Genomic DNA, 21937 nt, shown 5'->3' with positions numbered 1-21937 from the left:
TTCACCCCAGGACGTTGAGAATTTCTGCTGTAATGCGGTTACCAATCTCACGCTCCTGCGCCACCGCGGTATCAACTTTGTGTTTCACGTTGTCGTAGTCGGCCAGCACCGTCTGCACTTTATCGATGAGCGAACCATCCATCAGGCTCTGCACATCGGTGGCCATCTGCGGCAGGCCAAGCTGTTTCATCACGCCGAGCGACTTGTGCTCGTAGTTGATGGCCACGGCTGGCGTACCAAAGTTCATGGAGATGATGGCGGAGTGCAGGCGGGTACCAATTGTCAGATGACAATGGCTGAGGAGGATGCCGAGTTCGAGGTCGTTGAACTCGTCCATGATGACATGGTAATGCTCGGGATGCTCGACATGATCGCGCAACGTCAGCGCCACCATGCGGTCATCTTTGGCGTAGCTATCAATACCGGTACAGGTAGAGAAGGCAACCACCTGATAACCTTCGGCAATCATCGCGTTAATTACGCGGCCAAAGGCAGCTTCATACTCTTTCTGCGTCACACCGAGACGTTTGTCGAACGGCGCCAGTTCACGCACGGTGATCGCAATGGTTTTGCGCGCGCTGATAATCGCTTGCCAGTGCAGCAGGTTATGGCTTGGATTGGCCACTTCACGCGCTTCAACCAGGAACGCGGTATCGACGCCCTTCTTCACTTTGCTGGTAGTCACGCCATCTTGCTTCAGGCGGTCGTAACTCACCTCTTCGCGCAGCACCAGGCTGTCGACGCGATCAAAGACAAAGTTCGCCAGCGCATTCACGCGCGGGTTTTCGAACGGACCGACCGAGTGACCGACCATATGCAGCGGCTTTTTCGCCATCAGCGCACAGAGCGCGTGGTCGAATTGGGTTACGCCGTAGAGATCGACGAAGAACGAGCCGCCAACCTGAATAATCGCGTCATACTGCGCAAGGCTTTTGGTAAACGCCGCCAGATGCGGTGGCACCGAGAAGGATTTGTACACGCCGCCTTTGCCGAGGTGCGCCATCATAATGTCCGGCATCAAGCGGTTCGCCACTTTGCGTTTCAGGCTGCCGACTAACCCTTTGCCCGATTTGCTGTTGTGCAGGAACAGGGAATCCTGCTGGATGTCCTGCTGCAGTAAATAGCCAGAGCTTGTTGGATAACGGCTGATCACATCGATATCCAAATCCGCGCGCGCGGATTTCAGTGAATCAATCAGCCCACGTAAAATCGCGCCATCCCCACGATTTCCACAGGTATGGTTTCCTACCAATAAAATCTTCATAAAAAAACTCCGGAAAAATTTTTGTAATTTTTACAAGCCGCCAATAGCTGCACTGGCAAAGTGAACTCTGTTTAAAAGGACTGCAATGGGAGTAAACCCCAAAAAGTGGTGCTTAACGTCGGTGCTGCTTTCCGGTGCGCATAAATGCGCACCCTACAAAACCATCATCAAATGCCGTAGGGTCGCCATTAATGGCGACCGATTTACAAACCACGCATTACGACTTCACAGCAAAATACGGCATAGCAACCTGCTCACCATTAATCACCACCGAGATGAAACCTTTCGGTTCGCGGGTATCCACCTGTTCCGGCTTGAGCGCGCGCGATGCCATAAGCAAATCGCCCTGCTCGTTACCGCCGATACCAGCCTTACCGTTGTGCAGGCTAAAACGTTGCGGTGCCTGCTGTGCGCCACTGCCCGGTGCGCCTTTGTCCATCACCGCATCCACACGCGCACATTGACCGGTCAGGAAGCGATCCTTAGCGGTGCTTTTGATCAGCACGGCGGTGGTCGGCGTCCAGCCCGCCAGCTTGACGTAGACTTTGGTGTCGGTATCGCTACGCGCTTCGAAACGCACATCAACCACTGGCGAGCTACCTTCCGCTGACCAGCTGGCTTCGGCTTTGTTTTTCTTGCGCTGCAGATGAATCACCGCGCGGCCGCCGGTGCCTTTGCCGTTGATAACATCCATCAGCGGCTGGTTAGCGGTACCGTTATTAAACTGCGACTGACCAAACACCTCGATCTCCCAGCTATCACCCACCGTTGGTGAGTAGAAGTTGCCGAGTTCAAACCAGGTTTGCTGATCGCTGTTATTGGTCAGCCGGAAGCGCGAGGTGATGTAGTTGTATTTCAGACTGCCATCGATGGCGACGCCGTAAGATTCAACGCGCGTCGAGCCCATTTCCCAGATGTTCAGCCAGCGTTCGCCTTCCAGCGAGTTATCAATCCAACTGCCCGACTGCAGATTGGTCTGGCGCATATTCAGGCGCGAGTTGCGCGCGTTGAGCGGGTTCTTACAATCCTCAATACTCAGCGCATCAACAATCCACTGACCGTTCGAGATGTCGCCAGGAAAATCGCTGTGCTCAATCCAGCCGTTATGGATGATCGATTGGCTGCAGCGCGGCAGATTCAACACCATGCCGCCTTTACAGTGCTGGGCGTTAAAGTTGGAGAGCTCAATCGCGGTGCTGTGATCCCAGGCGCCGGCCTTTTGCCCCGACCAGCTGGCTTTAATCACATCGCCGGTACAGGCGTTGGCGTACCACTGGTCGATTTTGCAATCCAGCGTATCCAGCAGGCTAAGCGAGACGCCGCCGACCTGATTGAAGCGCAGGCAAGCGCCACGGAAGAACTGGCCGCCCGGACAGGTGTTGCGGAACAAACCCTGCTTGTTCGGACGCTTGTCGGTGTTGCCGTTGAAATTCAGGTTGGAGATTTCCGTCCAGCGCGCATTCACCTGGAACAGGAACTCGGAGCGACCGTCAGAAACCAGCGTGGTCGCCGGGAAATAACCGAAGTTGACCATCGCGCCCGAGATGCGGAAGAAGCGACGTCCTTCGTCACCGAAATCACATTCGGAGACAAAGAAGGTGCCGGCCGGGAACTGCACGCAGATCTGCTGGCTGGCATCAATCGACCATTGATACATGGCTTTGATCGCTGGAGCGGTGTCGGTTTTGCCGTCGGCGATGGCGCCGAAATCAAACAACGTCAGGCGGTTGAAATCTTCCACCACACGACGCCAGGTGAAACCGTTGCCGCTAAAGTTCACGCCGCCATCATCTTTGCCATCACCGAAGGTGCCGACGAACTCGCCGCCGCCCACTTCCAGCCCTTCGTGCCAGCTTTTCAGCTTGATTTTGGCACCGGCGAACAGCGGACGGGTTTTGCGCAGCTCTTCAACTGACGGAATTTCGCCAATCAGCTGATAGCCGTTCGGCTGCGCCAGACGCTGGCTAAAGTTGCTCTGATTAGGACGTGAAACATCGCTGATGGAAAACAGCGTGTGGCCCTGATCATCTTCCACCACCATTGAGTGTGATGGATTGGCGATCAACGCTGCATTATCGTGAATGAACTGGGCGAAGTTGCCTTTGTTCAACGCAATCGGCTGGCTGATTTGTGACACTTTGCCATTGGCATCGCGCAGAAACACCGGGATCTGATTACCAGACTGGCTGGCATCACTGCCTGCCTTACCTATCCACAGTTTGCCCTCAAAGTTCTGCCAGAACTGCGGCGGCATGGTATAGACGTTTTCTGGCGTCAGAATCGGTACATCGCCTGCGGGTACGCTGGACGGATCGACAGATTTTAACGTTGGCTGACCACTTTTTGCGGCGTAGCTGGAAAACGCACTCACTGAGAGCGCAGTAACAATCGAGGAGGCTGCGGCCTGCAAGACTTCTCTTCTTTTCATGCTTCAATTCCCGTGGTTGTGCGGCCAAAAAGGATTCCCGAGGCACGATAATTGTCGCTAAACAAGCGCGAGCCAGCTCTGCTTGATCTGGTTACCGTCAAACTTGAGCGCGGTTTCTTTGGTTTTTTCACTCATCGCATAGAACAGGCCATCATCGCTGGCGAGCTGCTCCATGCGCTTGATAAAGGTGGTTTTGTCGTTCATCGGCACCAGGAAGCCATCTTCACCGTGATTGATGATCTCCTGCGGCCCGGTTGGGCAATCGTACGCCACCACCGGCAGCGACCAGGATTTGGCTTCCAGCAGCACCAGCGGCAAACCTTCATAGCGCGAGGTCATCAGCGCCATGTCGCTTTCGCGGTAGTAATCGTTAATGTTGCTGACTTTGCCGACGAAATTGACGCTGTTAGTGATACCTAACGCGGCAGCCTGATCGTGCAGCTGCTGGCGCAGTTCGCCGTCACCGGCAATCACCAGTTTCCACTCAGAATGCTTCTTACTGAAGTCAGCCCAGATATCCAGCAGCAGGTCGAAGCCTTTCTGGTTATCCAGGCGCCCCACCGCCAGCGCCTGACGGCTGCGCGTTTGACGTTGAAACGCTTTGTACACCACCGGATTGGGGATTTGCTGGCTGGCAATGTTCCAGCGGTTAAACACCTGATGATCTTTGTCAGTCAGGACGATCACCTGGTCGTAATAGCGCAGCATCAGCCACTTCAGCAGCTTAATTGGCTTGCTGAACGAGTTAATCGCGATATGTTCGCAGGCATAAGCTTTGAAGCGCTTCTTCTTCAGCGCCATCAGGTTCCAGAAGGCGAACATCACGCTCAGGCGGCCCATGCTGATCAGGAATACGCTGTCGAAGCCTTCCTGGTGAATGCTGGCAACGGCGCTTTTAATCGGGTTGCTGTGGCCTTCAAAGCTGACAATTTTCTTCACCCGTTCGAACGGATAAAAGGTTTTGCCGTTGCCTTCCAGCGAGTAAATGGTGACTTCATGCTGTTCGCCAAGGCACTCAGACATAAAGTTGCAGATGTTTTCAGTGCCCGCATACGAGTAGGCATCTTTAATCACCAAAACGATCTTTTTCATAAATCCCTTCCACCTCAAACAATATAAAAGCAGCTAAGCATCGTTGCGCTTAACGGTGTTTTAAGGCGAAGAGGACGCCGTTCACCATGTACCATGTGTAATAGTAATATACTTTTAACGGATTGTTTTTATAGATAATTCTTAATAATTCGAGGTGCCACTTCGCCGCTTTATTTTTGTTGCGCGACAGTGAATCGCCCAACTCGTAATAGTTGACCAGGGTTTTCTGGATCACGCGGGCTTGTTTGTAGCGGAGGAACAATTCATAGAGGAACAGGAAGTCTTCGTGGCCTTTACGCTGGAAGAAGATGCCCTGTGGAGGACGGCGGAAACACACCGAGGAGAAGCAAACGCGATATTGCTTCTTCACGAAGTTTTCCTGCTGCAGGTAGGGTTTGCTGTAGTTGATATCGTGGTCAGCGGTTTTGGTTTTGTAGTGATAATGCGTGATCACGAAATCGTCGCCGGCGGCAATCGCAGCCGTCTGTTCGGCCAGTTTTTCGCGGTGCCACTCGTCGTCGCTGTCGAGAAACGCGATGATCTCTTCTTTCGCGGCACGCAGCCCAACGTTACGGGTTTCGGCTGCGCCCTGATTCACTTCATTGTCGAGAATGGTGATGCGTGCGTCCTGACAATGTTCACGCACAAAGGCCAGTGAATCATCGGTGGATTTGTCGTTGATCAGGTAAAGATGCCAGTCGCTGTAGGTCTGGTTGATGATCGACTCAACCGCGCGCAGAACGGTATTTCGCGCGTTATACATCGGCATCACAATACCGACGGTGCCAACATGATTTGTCATTTGTCTACCCGGAGTTTCAGGAACCAAAAAATTGCCCCCATGTAGGGAGCAAGTGAAAGTGTTTAAAAGTGAATCAGGAGACGGCTCTTCTGCCCGAGAAGCGCGACTTCACCTTATCGAGCAGGCGATTCATGAAGTAGGCGCGATTATCACGGTTGGTGAGGAAGAAGTAGCGTGCAAAGCTGAGGCTAGCCTGCAGCGATTTACCATCCATCTTGTAGCGCAACGGCAGCTTGAACGCTTTGTAAGTGTGGATGTCGCGCGTGGTCAGATGCGGCTTCATGGTATCGAGCCAGAAGAAGGAGTATTTGACCGATTCGCCTTTGTGCTTGGAACCAAATTTGGTCACCAGATGGTACGTTGCCAGCGGCTTGTCGATCATCACGAACGCGTAACCCATGCGGTCGGCGCGGATGCAGAAATCATAATCCTGATGGCGAATATAGCGCGCATCAAACTGGATCTTCGCCGCATCTTCGCGCTTCAGCACAATGGTGCTGGTTTGAATAAAGCCGTAACAGCCAAACAGATACTCGGCCACGGTTTCGTTCTTACCGGGCGGTTGCATCGGCATCACCTTGAGGAAGCTGCCATCCTGATGGATGTTCACCTGACTAAAGATGACGTAGCGCGATTTGCCCTGTGCTTCCAGTTTGGCGATGGTTTCGCTGGCGACCAGCAACTTGTCCGGATGCCACTCATCGTCGGCATCGAGAAAGCTGATAAAGTCGCCGCTTGCCAGCTCAATACCTTTATTACGGGCGCCGGCGCCGTTGAGTTTGACCTCAGACAGCTCCAGTTTGATATCCAAATCCTGATAACGCTCGCTGCGCACCACCTGCGCCAGTTCGGCCGCATCGGCCGATTTGTCATCAACAATAATGACTTCAAAATTGCGATAGGTTTGCGCTTTGACGCAATCTAGCGTCGTGACAATCGATTTCGACGCGTTATACGCGGGAATAACAATTGAGAAGCGAATCTCCTGCATTGCCAGCACCTCATTAAAAAAGTTACAAAATCAATGATATAACTTGTGGGCTCAAAAGAATAATGGGTGATGTCCTAATTTGTCGGCGAGGTCTTCATCGCCACTTTCTTCTTGTTGCTACTGCCGATAAACGGTTTCTCGACAAACAGGTAAGTCAGTTTCGCCACATAGAAAGAGGCGACAAAGAACAGCGTTGAAAGCAAGGTGTAGAACAGGAACGAATGCGGATAGAGCGTTTCCGGAATCTGCTTGATGAAATAGAGCACCACACCGTGAATCAGATACAGGCTGTAACTCACCTCACCAATCGACATCAGGGTTTTGTTTTCCAGAATGCCAAACACGGCGTTGCCGCTGCTGACAATAAAGAAGATCACCGTCAGGCAGCAGAGGAAAATCAGATACCAGAAGGTGTTGCTGGTGAACGACAGCGAGAACAGCGACAGCACAATCACCGCAAAGCCGGCCAGACTGGAGGTTTTGTAGTGCGCAAACATGTCGCGATATTTATACGCCAGATAACCCATGGCGAAGCCCAGCACCGGACGCGGATCGGTATAGGTTTTACCCCACAGACGCAGGCCAACCGCCACACAGAAAATCACGCCGATCGAGCCGAGAATCAGCAGCGTTTTGTATTTTCCTTTGGTGGCGCGGTTAAGGACGTAAATCAGCGGAATCGACAGATACAGCAGCCATTCGAGGCGCAATGTCCACTCAACACCGGCGTTCACATCCGCCGTCAGGAAATCACCAATGCGATAGCTGCCAATAAACAGCAACCACAACACGGCATCTTTCACCGCCGTCAGGCTATAAGTGAGATCGCCCTGCACCACGCCCACCGCGATGATGACAAAACCGGAGAACCAGAACATCGGGACAATACGGCGGATACGCGACTTGAGCAGCTTGTGCGTCAGCTGCCCTGGCGTCAGGGTTTCATTATCCAGCCAGCGATAGAACAGGAAGGCGGAGATCATGAAGAACAGCAGTACACCAAATTTGCCGGAGTTAACGAAGAAATTACCTTCAGAGAACCAGGCAAAATAGTCTTTATCGAACACCCACTGACCATCCAGCGAATAGATGTAATGGGCGAAGTGGGAGAACGCGACGATGCTGGCCAGCAGCGCGCGCATACCAGAGATACTTTTAATACCGCTCTCGTTGTAAACGCCTTTGTGGAAGGAGAATACTCGCAGAATGATTAGCGCCAGACAAAATGACAGCACCATGATTAATACATACATGTCAGCTCCTGAATCTGAGTTGGGTTAGCTGCTGTGCCGTGACAAAACGCTATCGAAAGTGCTGCTTAAGACGTTGAAGGTTCTTTCTGCTTTCTGTTTATAAAGCATCTCATTGGGGTGAATGCAATCGGGTGACATCTCAGATTGCCAGTCACGGTTCTCTTTGATGACGCTGAACTGCTTCACAATCGGAACTTGCTGCTCTTTAGCCACTTCATTTAACTGGTAAACATACGGCCAGACGTTCCAGCGCTCGGCTTTGCCACAAATTGGATTCGGTTCCTGAAGAACCACCAGTTTGTTGTTTGCCTTGGCGCCTTTCACCAGCTCGGTGATGATGCGCTTGTACTCTTCCGGCGTTTCAATGCGCTCGCCTTTGTCTTTGAAGAAGTTGATGCGTGCATCATTGATCGCATAGTTAATCAGGATCATGTTGGCATCGGATTTCGCCATGCGTTCTGACCAATCCATCGGCGTATTGTCTTTGTTGTAAACCAGCACCGAAACCTGTGCGCCCGGCATGCCGTGGTTCTTCACCTCAATGTTGTTGCCGTACTTCTCGCGCAACATCTGCTGCAAAAAACTCACTTCATTGTTTTGACTGATGATGTTACGACCGCCCGAAGCGGTAACGCCTGCGGTGGTCGAGTCACCGTAGGCCGCGATGATAAAGGTGCCGGGATGATCGTCTGCCTGCGCCAGCAACGGCGCAGAGGTGATCAGAAATGCCAGTAAGGTCTTCCGCATATTTCCTCTCATCAGTTAATGAAACAATTTGAATTCACGAGCAACTTCATAGCCGACAACGGCTTGCTTCAGTGAGATCGTGTTGTAATAGAGGTAATAAACAAGGAAGAAAGCAAACATCGCAAACATCGCCGGCTTCAGTACCCGTTTCGACTGATAAATAAGCGACGTCAAAATAATCGGTTCGACCTGCAGCAGGTAGTTCGACAGGCGCGCACCCGATGAGTAGTTATAGAAGAAGATCCTGATGCCGCCGCCGATCGCAAAAGTCAGAATCAGCAGGTAGTTCAGCTTCCACACGTCGTACTGTTCGCGCTTGAGCTGGTTGCTCAGCATGAAGTAGACAAAGATGAACACCAGCATGATGTTTTTCAGGTTTGACACCGACACCACGCTGCCGTCACCGGCATTCGAGGCTTCGTTGCTGTAGCCTGCGGCCCTCTCACCCATCGATCCCAGATGTCCGGCGATCAAGGCGATAAAGCCGGTTCCGCCTACCACCGAAAGTGGCACACTGAACATGATGATGGCCACTGGCCACCAGCGCGATTCCCGAATAAACAGGAACGGAATGATGGTCACCACCATTACTGCGGTGTTGTGACTGAGGAAGGACAGAATAAAGAAGGCAAACGCCCACCAGTATTGCTTGAGGTAAATCGTCCAGATCACGCCAAGAAACAGCGCCGAACTCAGGCCAAAACGAATCTGGTTAACGTCTTTGTTAATAAAGATGTGCGCCGAGTAAAGCGCCAATGCCAATACCGGATACGGCGACATCTTTTTAAAGAAGATGGCGTTAGTCGATACCGCCAGAATACTGAACACAAACAGGAACACGCTGGCATTGTGTGAAAACAGGCTGGTGATCCACGCGATAGCAAAAATCAGCGGTTCATAACGGAAGAAGGCGACGGTGTTAGCAAAACCGTTGACCTCAATACGGCGGATGAAGTCAGCAAAGAAGCTGCGATATTGATAGTCGTCCATCCCGGTGCCTAGACCGCGAATACCGGCGAAGATAATCAGCGTGACGGTGGCGATGCACAGCAGGTAAGTCAGAATATGGGTGGTTCGTTCGTCTTTCTTCAACAGGATTTCGACCAGCGCAAGCAACAGTACAAACCCTGATAAATACCAATATGGAGCCATGGTGTGATTCCTTAATTCCACAAGTTCTCATGCCAACAGTGGCTTTTTTTGGCGTTATAAAGAGAATCACCTGTGTCAATCGTTGCGTGTCGTCATTCAAACGGTGCAATCAAAAGGGGCGGTCAACCCGCCCCTCTCTTCACCGGATTACCCTCATCATTAACAGTGAATGACGGGCAAATTAACTTTTGGTCGGTTTGCCATACTCGTAATCGTAATAGTCGTAACCGTAACCATACGAGTTAGCAGCTTTACGCACCACGGCGTTAAGGATCACACCTTTAATCTCAATACCGTTCTGGGCAAAGCGTTTGAAGCTGACATCCAGCTCTTTCGGCGTGTTGGTTTCAAAACGCGCCACCATCAGCGACGTACCGGCCAGTTTGCCGATGATCGATGCATCGGTTACCGCCAGAATTGGTGGCGTATCAATCAACACCAGATCGTAGTTCTTGCTCGCCCAATCCAGCAGCTCACCCATGCGACGATGCATCAGCAGTTCAGACGGGTTTGGTGGCACCTGGCCGCGTGGCAGGAAGTCAAAACCGTACGCACCTTTCTGAATCAGCGCTGGGCTGAACTCGGTTTTGCCCGACAACACGTTGGACAGACCGGATTTGTTATCCGCTGACAGCAATTCGTGGGTATAACCACGACGCATATCACCATCAATGAACAGTACGCGTTGGCCCGCTTTTGCTACCAGCGTTGCCAGGTTGGCACAGATAAAGGTTTTACCAATGCCTGGGCTGGCGCCGGTGATCATCAGGATGTTGTTTTTCGCTTCCATCATCGCGAAGTGCAGGCTGGTACGCAGGCTACGAATCGCTTCGATTGACAGGTCAGTAGGATTACCCAGCGCCAGCAGCGTTTCGTGTGGATCGGTTTTCACCTTGTTGCCACGACGCGCCAGTGCTTCGGTATCTTTCTTACGTTGCCATTCTGACAGCGGTACGCTGGCGTAGACGTTCATGCCCAGCTCTTCCAGCTGTTCTGGATTCTCGATGCCGTGATGCAGCAGCGCTTTCATCAGAACCAGACCAACAGAAACCATCAGACCCAGAATCAGGCTCGCCGCGATGATCAACAGTTTCTTCGGTGCTACCGGGCTGTTGCCGGTTGCTGCGCCATCGATGATGCGCACATCACCCACGGTGCTGGCTTTACTGATGCCCAGCTCTTGCTGACGGTTCAGCAACTGCATGTAGATTTCCTGACCAGACTGCACATCACGCGTCAGACGCAAGATCTCTTGCTGCGTTTGTGGCATCTGAGAAATCTTTTTGTTCAGCGTTGCCTGTTCATTTTCCAGCGTTTTACGTTTTTCCAGCAAGGCGCGATAGGTTGGGTGATCTTTGGTAAACAGCTGAGACACTTCGGCTTCACGGAAGGTCAGTTCGTTCAACTGGCTCTGCACGCTGACAGAAGAATCCAGCGCAGATTTTGCTTCCAGCGACAGGTCAACCGACTCGTTCTGGCGACGGAAGGTATTCAGCTTGTCTTCCGCATCATCCAGTTTGCCACGCACTTGCGGCAGCTGATTGCGCAGGAATTCGAGGCTCTTTTCCGCTTGCTCAGATTTACGTTCAACGTTCTGCAGCAGGTAGTTATTGACGATTTGGTTCAGCACTTTGCTGATCTGCTCTGGATCTTCACCCAGATATTCCAGACCCAGCACGCCGGTGTCTTTACCTTTGTCCGCAACGGTCAGGTTGGCCAGCACGGAGTTGATCGCCTGCAGCTCGTTCAGCTTGGTAACGCTGAAGCTGGTGCCTTCATCAGCATTGATGCCGCTCACCAGCATGGTCACTTCACCGTGCGTTTCCAGCTGACCGACTTTACCTTTGAACAGCTCATCACCATCCGCTGACACGGTGTACGAGTCAGGACCGGTCACTTCCAGTTCAACGGTGCGCTTATCGATAGTGCGTGGAATTTCCAGGCGGGAGATCGCGACGGTCGATGGCTTGTTGCCCATCAGGCGCGACAGACCTTTACCAATCACCGGGAAATAGTTCTGAGTGACAACGGTGTCCAGACCCAGATCGTCAACGGTTTTACCGATAACCATACGTGATTCAAGAATCTGAATCTCGGTATCGGACGCCGGCGTTGGCGGCAGAATGCTGTCTAACTCATTCAGTACTGAGCTGGCATTCTTCTGCTCAACCTGCACTAACGCATCTGCGCTGTAGATTGGTGTAGCAAACAGTGTGTAGAGCGTCGCCACCAGCATGAAGAAGGCGGTAACGGCAACAATGATCCAGCGATGATCAATCAGCTGTCCCACAAGATGCGCCAGATCCCATCCATTCGAATCTTCCTTTGGCGCGGTCATAACCTTGTTTTTGATATTCATGGATAATCCCAACTATCGGCTTAATACGTTGACCCATTTCTGGGTAGCGTTTTCCAGTAACCCGTAGACCTCTTCAAAGGCCTCGCGACTTTTTTTGTACGGATCCGCAATTTCCTGCTGATTGAGCCAGTGCCCAAGCAGCATGGTTTTTCCGCGTGCGGCTGGATCGATGCGATTCACCTGCTCAACGTGGCGCTTTTCCATTACCAGAATCAGGTCATAGTCACGGCACATGCTGGCCGTTAACTGCTGTGCCTGATGACCATCGAGCGACACACCGTGATCGGCGGCCACATCGAGGGCTTTCTGGTCCGCCGGATAACCTTTCAGGGCACTGAGCCCTGCTGAGGCGATCCGGGTGTTTGGTAGCGCGCGCTTGAACAGACGCTCCCCGGTTGGGGAGCGGCAAATGTTGCCGACGCAGACGACTAACACGGACTTAATCATGGCGAACCCTTAGTTCGACCAATTGCGGAAACGAAGCGCCGCGGAGCTGGCATCGTCAACACCTACGATGGTCGGCAGCAGGCTTGAAATCACACGGTTCCAACGGGTAAGTGGTGTAGCGGTGACATAGACGATGTCGTATGGCTCCAGTTGGAATTCGGTGCCCATCACCATCGATGCCGCATCTTTGGTATTCAACTGATAGATGTTGGCGATCTTGGTGCGGTTGGCGCCGCGAATCGGACGAATCACGAACACGCCGGTAGCATCAGATGTGGTCTGATCCATACCCTGCGAGTTGCCCAGCGCTTCGGCCAGCGTCATGCCGCTGCGGTCCATCTTCAGCGTTGACTGCTGCTTCACTTCACCCATTACGAAGACTTTGAGATCGTCGTTACGTGGCACGTAAAGGATGTCGCCCGGATAGAGCAGATGATTTTGGCTCAGGTCGCCGTTTTGCATCAGCGCCTGCAACGAAAGACGTTGTTCTTTGCCGTTGTGCGTCAGCACCACGTTGCGCCAGTCAGCGTCGGCGGCTAAACCGCCTGCGGCGTTAACGGCATCCAGCACGGTCAGCGGTACGTTAGTGATCGGCTGCTGTCCGGAAGTGGTGACTGAACCGGTCACATAAGCTTTCTGTGAACGGAATGAGGCGACGTTAACGTCAACCTGCGGGCTTTCAATGAACTGTGCCAGGCGACGCGCCACTTCGGTGCGGATCTCGGTGACAGTTCGACCTGCTACACGCACTTTACCGATGTACGGATAGAAAATAGTGCCATCAGCCTGCACCCAGTTACCGGTGTCGCTGGCGCTACGGTACTGACCGGCTGGTGTGGTCAACTCTGGGTGATCCCAGACGGTGACGTTCAGCACGTCGCCAACACCGATGCGGTATTCGTAGCTCTGAATTTCATTTTGCAGCATTGGGTTAGCCTGAGCGACTAACGGCTTCGGACGCATCTGTTCAACCAGACGCGGCGTCAGCGGGAAGACGTTGACATATTTGTCGATGTCATAGTTGCTATCCTGTTGCTCTATGACATCTTTTCCACTGGTGGAAAGGTGAGAACCCGGCTCAATGGTACATCCGGAGAGAAAAGTCGCGGATACCAGTAAAGGTATCAATTTAATTTTCATTATCATCTGATTCTTCGCTATCAGTTATTGATTGATAGAGGCGAAATCGCCCGCTGTGTAGCGTCTTACAAAAATGGAATATGACAGGTTAAACACTGAAACTGTGGGTCATTATTATGCGCTCCCTTGGTTTTATGTTGTCACCGAGTCTAAAGACGACATCAATTAAAATGGTTTATACAGACTCAATCAGTGCAGCTGTCTAATAACGACACACTCAGCACCCGCAGTTTTCAATCGGGGAAGTAATGCCCTCCCCGACCTCGCTGTCTATCAATAGGCGCCATCGCGTTTCAGCACTACGCCAACCGTCTTAAACAGAATCGCAATGTCGTTCCACAGCGACCAGTTCTTGACATACCACGAGTCAAAATAGACGCGTGTTTCATAGTCAACGTCGTTACGACCGCTAACCTGCCACAATCCCGTCATGCCTGGTTTCGCCATCAGGTAATAATCGACATCACCGGCATAACGGCAGAGTTCATCTTCAATAACCGGGCGCGGACCCACCAGGCTCATATCGCCACGTACTACGTTCCACAGCTGCGGCAGCTCATCCAGACTGGTTTTACGGATGAAATGACCGACTTTGGTAATGCGTGGGTCGTTCTTCAGTTTGAAATCTTTATCCCACTCAGCGCGGGCAACAGGATCGGTACGCAGTACCTCTTCCAGCACCTCTTTCGAGTTGATCACCATGGAGCGGAATTTCAGGCATTTGAACTTACGTCCGCCCAGACCCACACGTTCATGACCGTAAATCGGTGGTCCGCCATCGCGGCCAACCATAAAGCCGAGCACCAGCAACGCCGGTGACAGCGCCAGGATAATGCTCAGTGCGCCGACGATATCGAATGCACGCTTAAGGAAACGCGAAGTGCGCTTCGCCAGGTTGTTATTCACGCGCAGAATCATCACTTCATGGCTGAAGATATAAGCCATGTCGGTGCCATACAGCGGTACACCACGCAGCGTTGGGATCACGGAAACGGAACGGCAATTGTGCATCGCCAGCGTTTTCAGCCAGTGATCGCGGTGCTGGCTCTGTTCAAACTCCACCGCCACAATGAACTGGGTTTCGCTGTTGGTCAGCTGCCACAGCTCTTGTTCGTTGTGCAGCACTGGTACGCCAGAGATGCTGGCCTGCGGGCTGCTCTTATCGACATCGAAGAAGGCGATAACATCAAAGCCCATCACTTCTTCGCTCTGCAGCGCCTGCCAGGCTTCCTGCGCGTTGCGGCTGCTGCCGATGATGATGGTTTGCTTCTTCCACATACCGTAATGATTCAGCACACGTTTAGAGATGGCGCGCGCTAATGGAATCAGAATCAACGCCAGAACCCAGGTCGCTACCCAGACAAAGCGCGACATTTGCCATTGTGAAAGTGCTGAAATTGACAAATCAATGACAGAGAAAATAAGAATGGTACGAAAGATCTCTTTGAGCTCGAACCAGAATGGTTTGCGGTAAGTATAATGACGCAGGCGAACCCAGAACCAGCCTACGCAAATAACCGATAACGCAATGTGAGTAGCGATTTTTAAATGCAGGTATTTTTCAGATATATCTGCCAGTGGAGAATGGGTAAACGAATTAATCAACGCCATGGCAATAAACAATGCTGCGTTGAAACAAATTAAATCCGAGCACGCCAGTAAAATTTTGGTCAGAAGACTTTTATATGTAATTTCGTTATCGCGCATATTTAACTCTTTTATATTATTTCTTTAATCCCTAATGCCTCAACGCTGTTTAATAAACGAGCGAAACATTCACTGCATTTGTTGAGGCAATCTGCGGTAAATTCTCTGAGGCCAAATCAATTCTCACAATAGTAAGCAAGAGAATTGTGATTAATACCAACAGATTAGTCCGACTTCCCTTACCACAGTGGCAGACCGTTAAACCAAGAGAAAGGCGCTTCAGGCACGCTACCGCCCTTGGCTGTCGCTGCCAATACCGCTTTCATCATCCTAATTACAGCTTGTTTTATGCGGCATTTTTGCGCTAATTACTGGCCGTGGTCCGCGTGCGATCACAATTCGCAACATTAGAAGGCTAAGGAGCACTCTATTAACGACTTTGGCGCAGACATTTACTAACACGTTGCTATACTAGTTATTACTGGCTTGTTTACAAGTAGGCCCCGTCTTCCCTGCACTATTTTAGGAAAAAGACTACCAGCCATAAGTATTGATGCCAGCCCTTTCAGGCCATTCCTCTGCAAAATTCAGATTAATTCGATACTCAACGACGCAATACGCTGCATTAAAAATGCACGTACTTGTCTGCTGAAAAAAAATAATAGCCGCCATCATTCAGGTGCAATTTTTATCCATACTTTCATCTTATCTGTGCAAATCGGCAATCAGGGTTATTCTTCTTGCCTGGCAACACCGTGCATTGACCGCGTTAGCCGCTATTTGTAGGCTTTATGCCATTTAACTATCATCAGATTAAGCGCATGACACAGACATTAAGGTGATTAACACATGTTGGAGTGGATCATTGATCCGTCGCTCTGGGCCGGATTAGTAACGCTAATCGTTCTGGAGCTGGTGCTGGGCATTGATAACCTGGTTTTCATTGCCATTCTGGTTGAAAAGTTGCCGCCAAAGGAACGCGACCGTGCGCGCATTATCGGTCTGCTACTTGCACTGGTGTCGCGTTTAGCGCTACTCGCCTCACTTTCCTGGCTGGTTACGCTGACAAAACCGCTGTTCACTCTGCTGAATCATGGGTTCAGCGCCCGCGATCTGCTGCTGCTGTGCGGGGGCTTCTTTCTGCTTTATAAAGCCACCACCGAGTTAAACAGCCGTCTGGAAGGGGCTGACGAGGAAACTGGTCAAAATAAGAACGGTGCTAAATTCTGGCCAGTGGTGGCGCAAATAGTGGTGCTGGACGCCATCTTCTCGCTGGACTCGGTAATTACCGCCGTTGGCATGGTCAATGAGCTGCCGGTGATGATGGCGGCAGTAACGGTGGCAATACTGCTGATGCTATTGGCGAGTAAGCCGCTGACGCGTTTCGTCAACGGCCATCCGACCATTGTGATTCTCTGCCTGAGCTTCCTGCTGATGATCGGCTTCAGTCTGGTGGCAGAAGGATTAGGCTTTATTATCCCGAAAGGTTATCTCTACGCGGCGATTGGATTCTCCATCGTCATCGAGATACTCAATCAGCTGGCGATGTTCAATCGCCGCCGCTACCTCACCGCCGGACGTCCGCTGCGTCAGCGCACTTCAGAAGCCGTATTGCGTATTCTGCGCGGCGAGGCGCAACGTGCGGAACTTGACGCCGATACCGCGTCACTGGTGGCCGACGGCGAGGAAGGTGCACTCTTCAATCGCCAGGAACGCCGCATGATTGCGCGCGTGTTGGGGCTTGGCCAGCGTCAGATTAATAGCATCATGACCTCGCGCCATGACGTTGAGCATATCGATTTGACTGAAGATCCAGCGGAGATTATGGCGAAGCTCGATCGTAATCAGCACACGCGCATTCTGGTTACCGAACAGGGCCGCGACCCAGTTGGCGTGGTGCACGTGATTGATTTGCTGCATCAATCGTTGCACAGCAAATCACTAGATTTACGCTCGCTGATTCGCCAGCCGCTGATATTTCCTGAGCGCGTCACCTTATTGCAGGCGCTGGAGCAGTTCCGCAATGCGCGCACCCACTTCGCCTTTGTGGTGGATGAGTTTGGTTCGGTGGAAGGCGTGGTCACGCTAAGCGATCTGATGGAAACCATCGCCGGCAATCTGCCGATTGAAGGGGAAAAAGTTGATGCACGCTATGATATTCAAGTGCTGCCAGACGGAGGATGGGTGGCAAACGGTCATATGCCATTAGAGGATTTAGCCGTCTACGTGCAGCTGCCGCTGGATGAAAAGCGCAATTACCACACGCTGGCGGGATTGCTGATGGATAGCCTGCAACATGTGCCGCAGGAAGGCGAAGAGTTACAGATCGGCGATTATCTGCTGCGTACGTTGCAGGTAGAAAACCATCGCGTACAGAAGGTGGAGATAGTGCCGATCGTTTTGTAATCAACCAGGTCGCCATAAATGGCGACCCTACAACGATTATGGCTGCTTCTCCGGTTGCTGGCGATCCAGCCACTGATTCAAGCGCGACTTCGCTTCACTTTGCAGCTGCTGACGCACCACGTCATCCACTGGCAATGAGTACTGCAGATTATTCCAGCCGCCGTACATGCGTAGCGGAATAGTTTGCTGGTTCAGCAGAGCAGCTAATTTGTCGTCGCCCTGCCAGCCGCGCAGCATCATATTAATGGTGACGTCGAGTTGCTGTTTGACCATATCGACATTGCCTTTGGTCTGCACTGCCAGACGACTGTTGCCGCCCTGCAGATCCGGCAAGCTGAAGATGCCCTGTTTAAGCGTAACGCGTCCACTCAACTGCTGAATGCCCTGATCGTCGGGCTGATCGTTGGTGACACGATTACTGACGCGCGCCACCGCACGTCGCACCATCTGTTGCAGATTCAGCTGCGAAAGTTGCAAATTAGTCGCTTCCAGATCCGCACTGCCCTGCCAGTTGCGTTTTGCCTCTTCAATGCTTAATCCCGCTCCGCTGATATCGCCTTTCAGCGAAACGGTACCTTGCAGCGTCTCTGGCAGTTCTAAAGCTTTCAGCAATGGCGCAATGGCGATGTTATCCAGCTCAGGCTGGAACGCCACTTGCGTTACCGGTTTACGAATATCTACCGAGCCGGGCACCGAGAAATGCCCTTCGCCGAATTTGCCTTGCAGCTTACTCAACGTCATCAAACCCTGCTGATTGCTGCCGTCGAGCTGCAAATTGGTCAGCGTCAGGCCGCGCCACACGCTGTTATCTGCGGTGAGGTTGAGCGTCAAATCCAGCTGATTCAGCGGCGAGTCGCTGTTGTCACGCATACGCGGCTCAGCAATCACCGGCGTGCTGGTCACGTTAGCCTGCTGCGGCGCGCTGTTATCCGTCGACGGTGCATTCGCCATCAACGCGTCGATATTCAAACTGGTGGCATGCAGCGCCAGATTTAGCTGCTGTGGAAGCGCCAAACGTCCATCGGCGCTGCCTTCCAGCGCGCTGTCGTTGGCGGTGAGCTGCATCTTCTGTAAAGAGAAATGCTGATTGTCACCGTTCCATTCCCCCTGACCGCTCAAGGTGCCTTTTATCCCCTGCGTCGGCAGATTGGCACCGTCGATGGCGTAATTCATCTCATCCAACTGTCCGACTAAACGATGCGGATACTGCGCCACATTCATTTGCCCTTTGAGATTGACGCTGACATTGCGCTGATTACGCGAAATTCGGGTAGCCAGATTGATGCTGGCCTGTTTGCTGGCATCCTGATCGAGGTTGAGATTCAGGTCGCGGAAATTGTATTCATCGCCGCCTGGCTGCTGCCAAATCAGCAAACTATCGGCAAGACGCAATTTGCCGATGTTGAATGACCAGCCGTTATTGCTGCTGCTCACCGGCTCGGCATCACCCGGACCCACCGGCGCACCGGTCGGTTTTTGCGCTGCACTGTCTGGCGTTACGCGGATGATGGCGTTTTTTAGCATCACCTGGCTGACGCTCAGTTGATGCGACAACAGCGGCCAGAGATTGACATCCAGCCGCATATTGTCGGCGGTGACCATTGGCTGCGTGGCGCCAGGCGCGGTCAGACTCATGCGCCCGGCGAGAATGCTGAGCTGCGGCCAGACATGCCAGCGCAGATCGCCGCCAACCTGAAGCTGATAACCACTGCGCTGCTCTACCTGCTGTACCATATAGGTACGAAAGTCGTTGGGATTGACCAGCAACACCAATGCTGTCATGCCCGCTACGACCACCACTAACAGGATGGCCAGCGTAGTTATCACTCTTCTCATCAATTCCTCATTGCCGTCATACTTCAAGTTGCCGCAGCGTTGGCTGCGCTCGCTCACCCCAGTCACTTACTGATGTAAGCTTCCGGGGATTTACTCGCTTGCCGCCTTGCTGCAACTCGAATTATTTTGGCAAGCATTAGTTTTAGTCAGTCTTTATCTATACGGCTGGCATCCGCGCCCTGCTGACCACGATATTTGGCGTCTTCGCGACGGTTATACGGTCGCGCAGCCGGGCCTGACAGCGGCTCAAAGCTCAAAGCACCAATTAACATGCCGGGACGCAGCGCCAGCGGCAGTTTGCCGGAGTTATAGAACTCCAGCACGATGCGGCCTTGCCAGCCCGGATCGATACGGTGCGCCGTGACGTGTACCATCAAACCCAGGCGCGCCAGCGAAGAGCGGCCATCCAGCCAGCCGACCAGATCGTCGGGAATGGTGACCGATTCCAGCGTTACCGCCAGCGCCAGTTCGCCAGGATGCAGGAAAAAGGCTTCGCCTTCCGGCAGGACAATCTCATCGCTCATGACGCGGTCCAGCGCAGCACTGACTTCGTGCTTAGGACCACTCAAATCAATAAACGCCGCCGTGTGGCCGCTAAAGGTGCGGAACTGGTTGCCGAGGCGCACATCCACCGTGGCGCCATTAATGCGTTCCACCGGTGGGCGCGGCTCAATCGCCAACTTTCCGTTGTCCAGCCAGGCTTCAATATCGCGATCGCATAATCTCATCGCAGGTACTCCATGAATTAAGTGTAGCGAATGGCTACGACAGCGCGTCACGTCGGGGCGGACGCCATGTCGTTACAGATACTGATTAATCTTGGCCTTGAGGATATCAATCGCGATACGGTTTTTTCCGCCGCGCGGCACAATGATGTCAGCGTACTGCTTGGAAGGTTCAATAAATTGCAGGAACATCGGACGCACGGTCTTCTGATACTGGCTCATCACCGAATCCATTGAGCGGCCGCGCTCATTCACATCGCGCTTCATGCGGCGCATCAGGCAGATATCCAGCGGTGTATCGACGAAGATGGAGAAATTCATCTCCTGGCGCAGGCGCGCATCGGTTAACAGCAAGATGCCTTCGAGGATGATGACTTTCTTCGATTTGAGATGAATACAATCGCTGGTGCGCGTGTGCTCAACATAGCTGTAAACCGGCAGCTCAATTTCCTGGCCGGCTTTCAACGCGCGCAGATGCTGCAACAACAAATCATGATCCATCGCACTCGGATGGTCATAGTTGGTTTTCACCCTCTCTTCCATGGTGAGGTGGCTCTGATCTTTATAGTAGGCATCTTCGGGGATCACACCGATATGCTCGTCACCGACCTGGTCACGGATTTCACGATAGAGCGTGCTGGCGATAAGACTTTTTCCGGATGCGGATGCACCTGCGATGCCAACGATCACGCACTGATGAGACTTGTCAGTCATACTTTTTTAAGACCTGATAACTGGAGCCTGCCTAAGCCGAAGCTGTAACGGGCCGAATGAGAGGGTTAGTTGGCGGCAATTATAGGTATTTCACCGGTTTGATGCCAGAGAAATGGGCCAACGGCTTTTCAGAATATCCCCTTTTGCAGCCAGACGCTTAATCGATACACTGTTCATCTGCCAACACTGTAGCTGGCGTTGGCACTCCGAATGTAGCCGCAAGGAAAAGTATGAGCTGGAAAACCCTGACCTATTTTGGCGACAGCATGTTGCTGATCCCGACTGCGGTAATCATCGCGCTGGTATTGCCATGGAAAAGCGACAACCGCCAAACCGTCTGGTATTGGGTGCTGGCGTTTGGTCTGGCTGGCCTGGTGGTGAGCGTTTCAAAAATACTGTTTCTCGGCTTTGGTATTGGTAGCGCCAGATTCAACTTCACCGGCTTCAGCGGACACAGCGCGATGTCCGCCACGCTCTGGCCGGTGATGATGTGGTTGATCTCAGGTCGCTGGTCGCCGCGCTGGCGTCTGTTTACCATCGGTATCGGCTATCTGATCCCGTTGATGGTCGGCCTGTCGCGCCTGGTAATCCACGCGCACTCAAAAAGCGAAGTACTGGCGGGCCTGATGCTCGGTTTTACGCTCAGCACCGCATTCCTGCTGACGCAGCGCCGCACTTCGCTGAAGGGCTTTAGTCTGCCGCAAATTGGCGTTGCGCTGCTGGTGCCGCTGTTGCTGCTGGGCCATGGTCGCGTCGCCACCACACAACAATTCCTTGAGCGCTTCTCTGCCAATCTTGCCGGCTTAGAAAAGCCCTATACCCGCGCCGATCTTTTTCGCTAACACCGATTGGCCCTTTGCGCGCAAAGGGCCAATCAATTCAGTGAATAACGACTTAAATGCAATTCCCGGCAGACATCTCAAACAGATGTGCT

Annotated in this window: 17 protein-coding genes; 2 read left to right on the top strand and 15 right to left on the bottom strand. The window is 52.5% G+C overall.

Translation table 11 applies throughout. The annotated features are described in order from the left end of the window. Position 1: 1 nt before the first annotated feature. The 12 genes from wcaK to wbaP form a co-directional block, all read right to left on the bottom strand. Positions 2-1264 carry a colanic acid biosynthesis pyruvyl transferase WcaK gene (gene wcaK, locus BM323_RS11000; RefSeq protein WP_008104860.1) on the bottom strand — a complete coding sequence of 421 codons (1263 nt, stop codon included), beginning with the start codon at positions 1262-1264 and terminating at the stop codon, positions 2-4. Positions 1265-1481: 217 nt separating this feature from the next. Next, complete coding sequence (locus tag BM323_RS10995) at positions 1482-3692, bottom strand: phage tailspike protein (RefSeq protein WP_008104862.1); 2211 nt, start codon at positions 3690-3692, stop codon at positions 1482-1484. Between the two features lie 57 nt (positions 3693-3749). After that, on the bottom strand, positions 3750-4784 hold the full coding sequence (locus tag BM323_RS10990) for a glycosyltransferase (protein ID WP_008104864.1): 1035 nt from the start codon (positions 4782-4784) through the stop codon (positions 3750-3752). A gap of 49 nt (positions 4785-4833) precedes the next feature. Next, a complete protein-coding gene (locus BM323_RS10985) occupies positions 4834-5586 on the bottom strand; it encodes a glycosyltransferase family 2 protein (RefSeq protein WP_008104866.1) in 753 nt (250 codons plus the stop codon). A gap of 73 nt (positions 5587-5659) precedes the next feature. Then, positions 5660-6577: a glycosyltransferase family 2 protein gene (locus BM323_RS10980; protein WP_008104867.1), complete on the bottom strand. Its 918-nt coding sequence runs from the start codon at positions 6575-6577 to the stop codon at positions 5660-5662. A 74-nt stretch (positions 6578-6651) separates the two neighbouring features. Then, complete coding sequence (locus BM323_RS10975; protein WP_008104869.1) at positions 6652-7830, bottom strand: acyltransferase family protein; 1179 nt, start codon at positions 7828-7830, stop codon at positions 6652-6654. 24 nt (positions 7831-7854) lie between these two features. Continuing rightward, positions 7855-8577 carry an SGNH/GDSL hydrolase family protein gene (locus BM323_RS10970; protein WP_008104871.1) on the bottom strand — a complete coding sequence of 241 codons (723 nt, stop codon included), beginning with the start codon at positions 8575-8577 and terminating at the stop codon, positions 7855-7857. Positions 8578-8592: 15 nt separating this feature from the next. Then, positions 8593-9729: an EpsG family protein gene (locus BM323_RS10965; protein ID WP_008104873.1), complete on the bottom strand. Its 1137-nt coding sequence runs from the start codon at positions 9727-9729 to the stop codon at positions 8593-8595. A gap of 181 nt (positions 9730-9910) precedes the next feature. Further along, a complete protein-coding gene (wzc, locus tag BM323_RS10960; RefSeq protein ID WP_008104875.1) occupies positions 9911-12088 on the bottom strand; it encodes a tyrosine-protein kinase Wzc in 2178 nt (725 codons plus the stop codon). A gap of 12 nt (positions 12089-12100) precedes the next feature. Further along, positions 12101-12535: an arsenate reductase/protein-tyrosine-phosphatase family protein gene (locus tag BM323_RS10955; RefSeq protein WP_008104877.1), complete on the bottom strand. Its 435-nt coding sequence runs from the start codon at positions 12533-12535 to the stop codon at positions 12101-12103. A 9-nt stretch (positions 12536-12544) separates the two neighbouring features. Next, positions 12545-13675, bottom strand: a complete 1131-nt coding sequence (locus BM323_RS10950; protein ID WP_008104879.1) for a polysaccharide export protein — start codon at positions 13673-13675, stop codon at positions 12545-12547. A 273-nt stretch (positions 13676-13948) separates the two neighbouring features. Beyond that, a complete protein-coding gene (gene wbaP, locus BM323_RS10945; RefSeq protein ID WP_008104880.1) occupies positions 13949-15382 on the bottom strand; it encodes an undecaprenyl-phosphate galactose phosphotransferase WbaP in 1434 nt (477 codons plus the stop codon). Positions 15383-16171: 789 nt separating this feature from the next. On the opposite strand from wbaP, the gene BM323_RS10940 reads away from it, so the two are divergent. After that, positions 16172-17728 (top strand): TerC family protein, encoded by a 1557-nt coding sequence (locus BM323_RS10940; protein ID WP_008104881.1) that lies wholly within the window; start codon positions 16172-16174, stop codon positions 17726-17728. A gap of 36 nt (positions 17729-17764) precedes the next feature. Here the strand turns inward: BM323_RS10940 and asmA are convergent, their stop codons facing one another. The 3 genes from asmA to udk all read right to left on the bottom strand — a co-directional run bounded on the left by asmA (position 17765) and on the right by udk (position 21003). Further along, positions 17765-19564 (bottom strand): outer membrane assembly protein AsmA, encoded by a 1800-nt coding sequence (gene asmA / locus BM323_RS10935; protein WP_008104882.1) that lies wholly within the window; start codon positions 19562-19564, stop codon positions 17765-17767. Positions 19565-19710: 146 nt separating this feature from the next. After that, a complete protein-coding gene (gene dcd, locus BM323_RS10930) occupies positions 19711-20292 on the bottom strand; it encodes a dCTP deaminase (protein WP_007888946.1) in 582 nt (193 codons plus the stop codon). A 72-nt stretch (positions 20293-20364) separates the two neighbouring features. Beyond that, complete coding sequence (gene udk, locus BM323_RS10925) at positions 20365-21003, bottom strand: uridine kinase (protein ID WP_008104883.1); 639 nt, start codon at positions 21001-21003, stop codon at positions 20365-20367. A 230-nt stretch (positions 21004-21233) separates the two neighbouring features. Between udk and BM323_RS10920 the strand changes: the two genes are divergently transcribed. Further along, on the top strand, positions 21234-21845 hold the full coding sequence (locus BM323_RS10920; protein ID WP_008104884.1) for a phosphatase PAP2 family protein: 612 nt from the start codon (positions 21234-21236) through the stop codon (positions 21843-21845). The last annotated feature ends 92 nt before the right edge of the window (positions 21846-21937 follow it).

Origin of the sequence: Pantoea sp. YR525 (genome assembly GCF_900116775.1) — a bacterium.
GTDB classification, from domain to species: Bacteria; Pseudomonadota; Gammaproteobacteria; order Enterobacterales; family Enterobacteriaceae; genus Pantoea; species Pantoea symbiotica.
This window is presented reverse-complemented; position numbering and strand designations above follow the sequence as displayed.